We start from the raw sequence: 9,159 nt of genomic DNA, 5'->3' as shown, positions 1-9,159 counted from the left end.
GCTTCAAGATCGTCCCCGGCGCGGAGGCCGATTTCGAGCGCCTTTGGACCAGCCGCGACACGTATCTCAAGGACGTGCCGGGATTTGTCGAATTTCACTTGCTCAAGGGACCGACGCGAGACGATCACGTGCTCTATTCGAGTCACACGATTTGGGCTAATCATGCGGCGTTTGAAGATTGGACCAAGTCGGATGCTTTTCGCGCCGCGCACCGAAATGCGGGCGGTGAGACACGCCAACTTTATTTGGGGCATCCGGAATTTGAAGGCTTCGAGGTGATTCAAACCGTCAAATGAGGTTTGACCCACGCGCGTCTTTTACATGCTTATGAAAAAAACGCGCTTAAGTCAGCCTTTTAGAACGTTCGATCTTAAGAGCCGCTCAAGCCTTAGCGCCGCGTGCCATGCGCTGGAGTGTCGAAGAATCGATTGCCGCCGCGCAAATCCTGACCGCTTCCTTTAGCGTGCGCGGACGGCCTTCGCCAAACTGCGCTTCGAGCATGGCAACGGCGCGCAAACGCTCGTCGTTGCCCAATTTCTCGCCCGTGGCCAGTTCCAGCACGGAAATAAAGTACGCGGCAGGCGGCGCAGCATTGGGCCTGCGCGCCTCTTTCGACGCGCCTCCCGAGCTTCGGTGCCCGTCATCGCGTGCGGGAAACCACGGGTTAAAGCGGGTGTCGTATCGGCTATTCATGAGTGGGTTCGCTGCCTCGGATCGCTGTTGCGCGTTGATGGCGCCTGTCATTAAACCAACATGCAGCAAGGTCCGTTCCAACTCATACGCCCGCTTACTTCATACGTTTAAGGAAACGCTTTAGTCGATAGCACCGCGCGCGCCACTCGACACGCGGCCAAATCCCAAGCCGCGCATCCTACCGATTTAAACAGCCTGGGTTTATTAACTTCGGATGGCGACGCTAGCGCGGCCGATAACGGCTGCACCGTATTCCAATCGACGTCGGCAAGAATAAAGTCACCCGCTTCGTGACGCGCGCCCGCAGGATCATCGACATAAAGCGCGCTCGCATGCACGGTTGGCGCGGCAATTTCCGCAGCATCCGCCGTGAATGCGCCAACGCCAATCACCAATCGCCCCGCACGTGCTGGCAGCGTGTAGACCGGCGTCTTGCTCGTGGTCGCGGCGATCACGATATCGATCGAGTCAGGGATTGCCGAACTATCGAGTGGAACGCATTGCGCATGGTCCGCACAAAAGGCTTGCGCACGCTCCGCACGCGAGCCGAGAACGTGAATGCGTGCGCCCGGATAAATGCTTGCAAGCGCGTCCGCGTGATACGCAGCCTGCTTTCCGGTGCCGATCATTAGTACTTCGCGTGGCGTGGCTTGCGCAAGCGTTCGAATGGCCAGCATCGATACCGCAGCGGTGCGGCGACCTGTGACTGTGGGACCGTCAAGCATGAATTGCGGTACGCCGGTGACTGCATCGAACGCGGTGACTTGTCCGTGAATAGTCGGCAAGTTGCGTGCGCCATTGCCTGGACACACGTTGACGAGTTTGTGCATCGCAAGATCGGCGGCGCTAGCGGGCATAGACAGCATTACGCCGCCTTCCGCCAAGGGCACGACCATGCGTTCGGGACTCGTAATGCGCCCTGCTGCATAGTCGAGCATGGTCGCGGCTAGCGTATCGACTAAACGGTCATAGGGCAGCAATGTGGCGGTTTGATCTGCGTCGAAGCTGGGAATGGTCATCGATTGCTTTCTCTTTTGTCGAACATGAATGCCATGTGGATGCCACCAAAATGCCCGATTATTCTAGCCTTGCCGCGCGCGTGGACATTAGAGCGCTTAGCTTAATAAAATGAAAGCGTCATATGACTGCCATGGAAGACGGTCATAATCGGCGGACCCACGCCGTATCTATTCCACGCAATGCGCACATCGCCCGTCTACGGAGCCCTCAGATGAACAACACGGAAAAGCAGCGTCGCTTTCATGCCGACCTGATCGATAGCTACGACGAAGAGTTCGAGATGGAAGTCGATGATCGCTTCATCGATGGTGAAGCATCGTTCTCCGAAGAAGAACGCCTGCTGCGAAAGACCTATTTTCGCGAGTTATTTCGTCTGCAAGGCGAACTCGTCAAACTGCAGGACTGGGTCGTGCATACGGGGCATCGTCTGGTCGTGTTGTTCGAAGGACGCGATGCAGCGGGTAAAGGCGGTGCGATCAAGCGCATTACGCAGCGTCTGAATCCGCGTGTGTGCCGCGTGGCAGCGCTGCCTGCGCCGAATAACCGCGAGCGTACGCAATGGTATTTCCAGCGTTATGTGTCGCATTTGCCGGCGGCGAGTGAAATCGTTTTGTTCGACCGTAGCTGGTATAACCGCGCGGGCGTCGAGCGCGTGATGCACTTCTGTACCGACGAAGAGTATGAAGAATTCTTCCGCTCGGTGCCGGAATTCGAGAAGATGCTGGTTCGCAGCGGCATTCAGATCGTCAAGTACTGGTTCTCTATCACTGACGACGAACAGGAAGTGCGCTTTCAGGCGCGTATCGAAGATCCGCTTAAGCAGTGGAAGCTCAGTCCGATGGATCTTGAAAGCCGCCGTCGGTGGGAGGCTTATACGGCCGCCAAGGAAATCATGCTTCAGCGCACGCATATTCCTGAAGCTCCGTGGTGGGTGGTTCAAGCGGTTGACAAGAAACGTGCGCGTTTGAACTGCATTCACCACTTGCTAAACCAGGTGCCTTACACGGACGTGGAGCATCAGCCGATCACGCTGCCCGAGCGTGTGTTTAATCCGGATTATCTGCGCCAGCCGGTGCCGGAACAGTTGTACGTACCCGAAACGTATTAACAGCAGTTGCGGCAGACGATGTGTACCACGGCATCGTCTGCACGCTGACGGCGCGATGCATGGCGCAGCATGAATTGATAAGCGTGCTGCGACCCTTTGAACATCATCACGAACATCACCTGCGCCAGATTGAAGTCGAGCGTCACCATCAGGCGCATAAGCAATAGCAGCGGCAGCACCACCATCGGCTGATACAGTTGTCTTTCGATCAAGGCTCTCATAGCCAACTCCTTTCGATGATTGAATTTTAAGGAGCGCGCGCATGCGGATAAATGGCTTGTCGGTGAAGACATATGTTCCGCGAGACGAACAATCGGCGTTCAAATGAAAAGACCCTGCGTTTGCAGGGTCTTTTGCTTTACAGCGCTTGCACTACTTTTGCGCAAGACTCGGTTCAGGCACCGGCGTGGGCTTTGCATCGCCCCAGCCGCCGCCCAAGGCGCGTATCAGATTCACTGTCGATACGGCCTGCGTGCCCTGCAATTGCACAGATGCACGTTGCGTTTGCAAGACCGTGCGTTCTGCATCGATCACATCGAGATAATTCACCGCGCCTTCCGTGTACTGCGTGCGCGATAACTGCGCCGCACGCACCGACGCCTTCACTGCTTCGTCCTGCGTAGCAGTCTGATCTTCGAGGATGCGCAAGTCGGAGAGGTTATCTTCGACCTCACGGAACGCCACCAGCACTTGCTGACGATAATTCGCCGAGTCTTCTTCATACACCGCGCGCGCATTGGCCAGATTGCCCTTACGGCGACCGCCATCGAAGATCGGCAAATTCAACGATGTGCCCGCAAACGGACCGAGCAGGAACGTGCGGCTCGACCACTTGAAGAGATCGCCCAGCGTCGCCGATTCGAAACCACCTACGCCGGTCAGCGTCAACGAAGGAAAGAACGCCGCCTTCGCCACGCCGATACGCGCGTTCGCCGCCGCCATCGAACGCTCCGCCGCCGCGATATCCGGACGACGCTCCAGCAGCGATGAAGGCAAGCCCGGCGGTACGCGAATGGTCACCGGCTTGAGCGGATTCGCAGCCATCGTGAATTCGGCGGGCGCCTTGCCGAGCAGCACCGCAAGACCGTGCTCGGACGCGGCACGCAGGCGCTGTACCGTCATCGCATCCGAACGTGCGGTCGCCAGTTCGGACTTGGCGCGTGCTACGTCGAGCTCGCTGATATCGCCCTCTGTAAAGCGGCGTTGCACGAGCTTGAGCGCCTCCTCGCGCAATTGCACGGTACGTGTGAACACATCCGTTTCGGCATCCAGTTCACGCAGATTGAAATAGTTCTGCGCGACATCTGCCTGCAGAGCCAACTGCACCGACCGGAACAATGCTTCGCTCTGCTGTGTATCTGCATTCGCGGCCTGCACCGTGTTCGACACGCGCCCGAACAAATCCACTTCATACGATGCACTCGCCTGCGCGCGCCACAGCGTTTGCGAAGGCACGCTCGCATTGGCCGGCAGGAATTGCGATGCAGGCGAAAGCTTCTCACGCGTCGGACCGAAGCCCGCATCGAGCGTAGGGAACAAGCCCGCACGCGCGGTCTGATTGATCGCGCGCGCTTCCTTCACGCGCGCGGCCGCTGCCTTCAGATTCTGGTTCGCGTCCTGCGCCTGCTTTTCCAGATCGTTGAGCGTGGCGTCATCGAAAATGGTCCACCATTCGCCGCGCATCATTTCTTCAGAGGGCTGCGCGGTCTTCCACGTTCCCGCTTCCGATGCCGACAACGTTTGTTGCGGCGTTTCCTTATACGCGTTGGGTGCGTTCACATCCGGCTTTTCGTAAGTGGGCGCGAGCGAGCAGCCCGCGACCAGCAACAACGACGCTAACAGACTCGATAAAACATGCATCTTATTCATCATCGACCTCATTGCGCTTCAGGCGAAGCACCGATACCGCGCATCTGCGGATGCGAACCATGCTTGTCCGTCACGTGCTCCGTGCGCGAGAGTTTGCGCAGGATTACGTAGAAAACCGGCGTGAGCATCAGACCGAAGAGCGTGACGCCCAACATGCCGAAGAACACCGCAACGCCCATTGCATGACGCATTTCCGAGCCCGCACCCGACGACAACACCAACGGCACCACACCCATGATGAACGCGATGGACGTCATCAGAATCGGGCGCAGACGCAGACGGCTTGCTTCGATGGCAGCCTGCACGATAGAACGGCCCTGCATTTCAAGCTCTCTTGCAAACTCCACGATCAGAATCGCGTTCTTCGCCGACAAGCCCACCAGCACCATCAAACCGATCTGCGTGAAGATATTGTTGTCGCCACCGGTGAGATAGACGCCTAATAACGCGGACAGAATGCTCATCGGTACGATCATGATTACGGCGAGCGGCAGCGTCAGACTTTCGTACAACGCAGCAAGTACCAGGAACACCAGCAGCACGCTGATCGGGAATACCCATAAGGCTGCATTGCCCGCGAGAATTTGCTGATACGTCAGATCGGTCCATTCGAACTTGATCCCGCGCGGCAACACTTCCGCTGCAATACGTTCCGCGGCCGCCTGCGCCTGTCCCGACGAATAACCGGGCGCAGGACCACCGTTGATATCGGCAGCGGTGTAGCCGTTGTAGCGCACCACCATTTCCGGGCCATATGTCGGCGTCACCTTCACGAGCGATGACAAAGGCACCATGTCGCCATTCGCATTGCGCGTCTTCAGCAAGCCGATATCTTCGGGATTCGCGCGGAACGGGGCATCGGCTTGTACGCGAACCTGATAGACGCGTCCGAAGCGGTTGAAGTCGTTCACGTAGAGCGAGCCGAGATAGACCTGCATCGTGTCGAATACATCGGTCACCGAAACACCGAGTTGCTTCGCCTTTACGCGATCCAGATCGACATTGAGCTGCGGCACGTTGATCTGATAGCTGGAGAACGTCGGTCCGAGTTCAGGCGTCTGCGATGCACGCTTGATGAATTCCTGCGTGGCATCGGCAAGCGCTGCATAGCCCAATGCGCCGCGATCTTCCAACTGCATCTTGAAGCCACCGAGCGTACCCAGACCCAACACCGGCGGCGGCGGGAACACCGCGATAAACGAACCTTTGATGCTCGCATACTTCTGATTCAACGCACCGGCAATTGCGTTAGCAGAAAGCGCTTTGTTGCCGACGCGTTCCTTGAACGGCTTGAGCGTCACGAACACAATGCCCGCGCTCGACGAGTTGGTAAATCCATTCACGGACAAGCCCGGAAATTCCACCGCGCTTTCCACGCCCGGCTGCTTCAGTGCAATCGCGGACATGTCACGAATCACACCTTCCGTACGATCCAGCGATGCACCATTGGGCAACTGCGCGAAGCTGATCAGATACTCCTTGTCCTGCGCAGGCACGAAGCCGCCCGGCACGACCTTGCCCATCATCACTGCGCCGCCGAGTAACACAGCGTAGATGACCATCATCACCGCCTTGCGGCCGATGACATTTTTCACGCCCTTTCCATAGGCGTCCGAACCACGATGAAACACCTTATTGAAGCGCTTGAAAAAGCCACCGAACACGCGATCCATACCACGCGTGAGCCAATCCTTCGGTTCATCGTGACCCTTCAAAAGCAGTGCCGCGAGTGCCGGCGATAGCGTCAGCGAGTTGAACGCGGAGATCACCGTGGAGATGGCGATGGTCATGGCGAACTGCTTGTAGAACTGACCCGTAAGACCGTTCATGAACGCGAGCGGCACGAACACGGCAACCAGCGTCAACGCAATCGCGATAATCGGTCCACTCACCTCTCGCATCGCCTGATACGTGGCCTCTCGCGCAGACAATCCCGCTTCGATATTCCGCTCGACGTTCTCCACCACCACGATCGCATCATCGACGACGATACCGATCGCCAGCACCATCCCGAACAATGACAAGGCGTTGATCGAGAACCCGAACGCAAGCAACAGTGAAAACGTCCCGACGATCGACACCGGCACCGCCAGCAACGGGATGATGGACGCACGCCACGTTTGCAGGAACACGATCACCACCAGCACCACGAGTGCAATGGCTTCGGCGAGCGTATGAATCACCGCCTCGATGCTTGAGCGCACGAATTGCGTCGGATCGTAGACGATCTGATATTCGAGGCCCGCAGGCATATCGGCCTGCAACTCCTTCATGGTCTTGCGGACTTCATCGGAGATCTGCAGCGAGTTCGCGCCCGGCTGTTGGTTGATGGCGATAGCCACCGCGCTCTTGTTGTCGAGCAAGGAACGTAAACCATATTCCGATGCCGCCAGTTCCACACGCGCCACATCGCTCAGATGCGTGACGGCGCCATCAGGCGATGTCTTCAGCACGATGTCGCGGAATTCCGACTCATTCTGCAAGCGGCCGCGCGCATTCACGTTCAGTTGCAGCGGCACGTTGGGCAATGTCGGCGAACCGCCGATCACGCCTGCTGCAACCTGTACGTTCTGCTCACGAATCGCGTTGACGACATCCGTTGCCGTCATACCGCGCTGCGCGACCTTTTGCGGATCGAGCCATACGCGCATCGAATAATCGCCCGAGCCCCACAACTGCACTTCACCCACGCCCGCGATTCGTTCAAGCCGGTCTTTCACGTTGATCAGCGCGTAGTTGCGCAGATACGTCATGTCGTAACGGCCATTCGGCGAGTTCAGGTGGACCACCATCGTCAAGGTCGGCGACGACTTGATGGTGGTCACGCCAAGCCGCTGCACGTCTTGCGGCAAGCGCGGAAGTGCCTGATTCACGCGGTTTTGCACGAGCTGCGTGTTCTTGTCCGGATCGGTGCCGAGCTTGAACGTGACCGTGGTCGTGAGGTTGCCGTCGCTGTTGGCTTGCGACTGCATATACAGCATGTCCTCGACGCCGTTGATCTGCTCTTCCAACGGCGAGGCCACCGTTTCGGCGATCACCTTCGGGTTCGCGCCCGGATACTGCGCATGCACGACGACCGAAGGCGGCACCACTTCCGGATACTCGGAGATCGGCAGCTTGAACATCGCGATCACGCCTGCGAGCAAGACGATCACCGAGAGCACGCCCGCAAAGATCGGGCGGTCGATGAAGAATTTTGAAATGTTCATGGCGATTTCTTGATTTAACGCTGGATTTCAGGCTTTATTGCGCGGATGCGGTCTTCACCACAGGCGCATCGCCGCTGTTGTTCATCGCGACGTTGTTGGCCTTCACGACGTCGTTCGGACGCACGCGCTGCAAACCATTCACGACGATGCGTTCACCCGGCTGCAAGCCCTTCGAGATCACGCGCAGCCCTTCGTGCGTCTGACCGAGCAATACTTCGCGGTACTGAACACGGTTGTCCTTATCGACGACCATCACGTACTTCTTGTCCTGATCGGTGCCAATGGCGGCATCATCGACGAGTACGGCCGGATGCGGCGTGCCGCCACCCACTTTGATGCGTGCATAAAGGCCCGGCACGAGCGAGCCGTCCGGATTGTTGAAGCGCGCACGCACGCGGATGGTGCCGGAGGTCGTATCGAGCCGGTTATCGACAGAATCGACTACGCCGTCGCGCGAATAGCCGTCTTCGTTAGCAAGACCGAGCGATACCGGCACTTTCTCGCCCGAGTCGCGGCCCAGATAACGCAAATACGTTTGTTCATCGACATCGAACGAAGCGTAGATGGGCGAAACGGACACCAGCGTAGTCAGCAAAGGCGCGTTGCCGCCGGTCGAGACGATATTGCCCACAGTCAGCTCAGCACGCGATACGCGGCCCGCCACGGGCGCGGTGATGTGCGTATAGGCCAGATTGATCTTCGCGGCTTCGAGGGCCGCCTGCGCGGCTTTAACGCTTGCAGCGGCCTCGCGCGCGGCGTTCTGCTTCTCGTCGTAATCGCGCTTGGCAATCGCGTTGTCGGAAAGCAGACGTTCGGCGCGTGCTGCATCCGTCGATGTGTAGCCGTTGCGCGCAAGCGCCGACGCGAGTTGCGCCTGCGCCTGATCGACAGCAGCTTCATACGGACGCGGATCGATGGTGAACAGCGGATCGCCCTTCTTCACCAATTGGCCGTCCTTGAAATGCACAGCGACGATGGTGCCCGGCACGAGCGGACGGATATCGACATGATCGACGGCTTCCATGCGGCCCGAATAGCTTTGCCAGTCCGTGATGGTCTTCGATACGACCGCCGCCACATCCACTTCCGTGGCGGTCGGGCTATGCGCGGCGGCTTGCGCCTGATTGATGGCATCGCCATGACCGCGGCGGTATAACCGCCCGCGCCTGCGATGATCAACGTCGCGCCTAAGGTGGCGTAGATGCGTTTGCGAGTGAAGAACATGTCGATAGCTCCGTTTGCGTTGAGATTGTTGTTGTG

The 9,159-nt window shown here is 58.2% G+C and carries 7 protein-coding genes and 1 pseudogene; 2 read left to right on the top strand and 6 right to left on the bottom strand.

All coding sequences use genetic code 11. The features are described 5' to 3' along the window. Positions 1 to 296 (top strand): antibiotic biosynthesis monooxygenase (locus tag P7F28_RS07115; protein ID WP_277183798.1); only part of this gene is annotated, 296 nt, incomplete at its 5' end. Positions 297 to 381: 85 nt separating this feature from the next. On the opposite strand, the gene P7F28_RS07110 is transcribed toward P7F28_RS07115, so the two are convergent. Next, a complete protein-coding gene (locus P7F28_RS07110; protein WP_277183797.1) occupies positions 382 to 693 on the bottom strand; it encodes a hypothetical protein in 312 nt (103 codons plus the stop codon). 107 nt (positions 694 to 800) lie between these two features. After that, entirely contained in the window at positions 801 to 1,712 is a 912-nt protein-coding gene (gene lhpI, locus P7F28_RS07105; RefSeq protein ID WP_277183796.1) for a bifunctional Delta(1)-pyrroline-2-carboxylate/Delta(1)-piperideine-2-carboxylate reductase, read from the bottom strand. A 212-nt stretch (positions 1,713 to 1,924) separates the two neighbouring features. On the opposite strand from lhpI, the gene ppk2 reads away from it, so the two are divergent. Continuing rightward, the gene (gene ppk2, locus P7F28_RS07100) at positions 1,925 to 2,821 is read left to right on the top strand and encodes a polyphosphate kinase 2 (RefSeq protein ID WP_277183795.1); all 897 of its coding nucleotides are present in this window, start codon (positions 1,925 to 1,927) and stop codon (positions 2,819 to 2,821) included. Here the strand turns inward: ppk2 and P7F28_RS07095 are convergent. The 4 genes and pseudogenes from P7F28_RS07095 to P7F28_RS07080 form a co-directional block, all read right to left on the bottom strand. Then, the gene (locus P7F28_RS07095) at positions 2,818 to 3,042 is read right to left on the bottom strand and encodes a hypothetical protein (RefSeq protein ID WP_277183793.1); all 225 of its coding nucleotides are present in this window, start codon (positions 3,040 to 3,042) and stop codon (positions 2,818 to 2,820) included. The two genes, ppk2 and P7F28_RS07095, sit on opposite strands and share 4 nt — an antisense overlap. Before the next feature lie 151 nt (positions 3,043 to 3,193). Continuing rightward, positions 3,194 to 4,702, bottom strand: coding sequence for an efflux transporter outer membrane subunit (locus tag P7F28_RS07090; protein WP_277183792.1), 1,509 nt, complete (start codon positions 4,700 to 4,702; stop codon positions 3,194 to 3,196). Then, entirely contained in the window at positions 4,699 to 7,899 is a 3,201-nt protein-coding gene (locus P7F28_RS07085; RefSeq protein WP_277183791.1) for an efflux RND transporter permease subunit, read from the bottom strand. Before P7F28_RS07085 ends, P7F28_RS07090 begins: the two co-directional genes overlap by 4 nt. 34 nt (positions 7,900 to 7,933) lie before the next feature. After that, a pseudogene (locus tag P7F28_RS07080) lies at positions 7,934 to 9,123 on the bottom strand (efflux RND transporter periplasmic adaptor subunit). Positions 9,124 to 9,159: the final 36 nt, after the last annotated feature.

The sequence above is a fragment of the Caballeronia sp. BR00000012568055 genome (genome assembly GCF_029439455.1).
In the GTDB taxonomy this organism is placed as follows: Bacteria; Pseudomonadota; Gammaproteobacteria; order Burkholderiales; family Burkholderiaceae; genus Caballeronia.
Note: the sequence above shows the minus strand (reverse complement) of the source record. Positions and strands in the feature narration are given on the sequence as shown.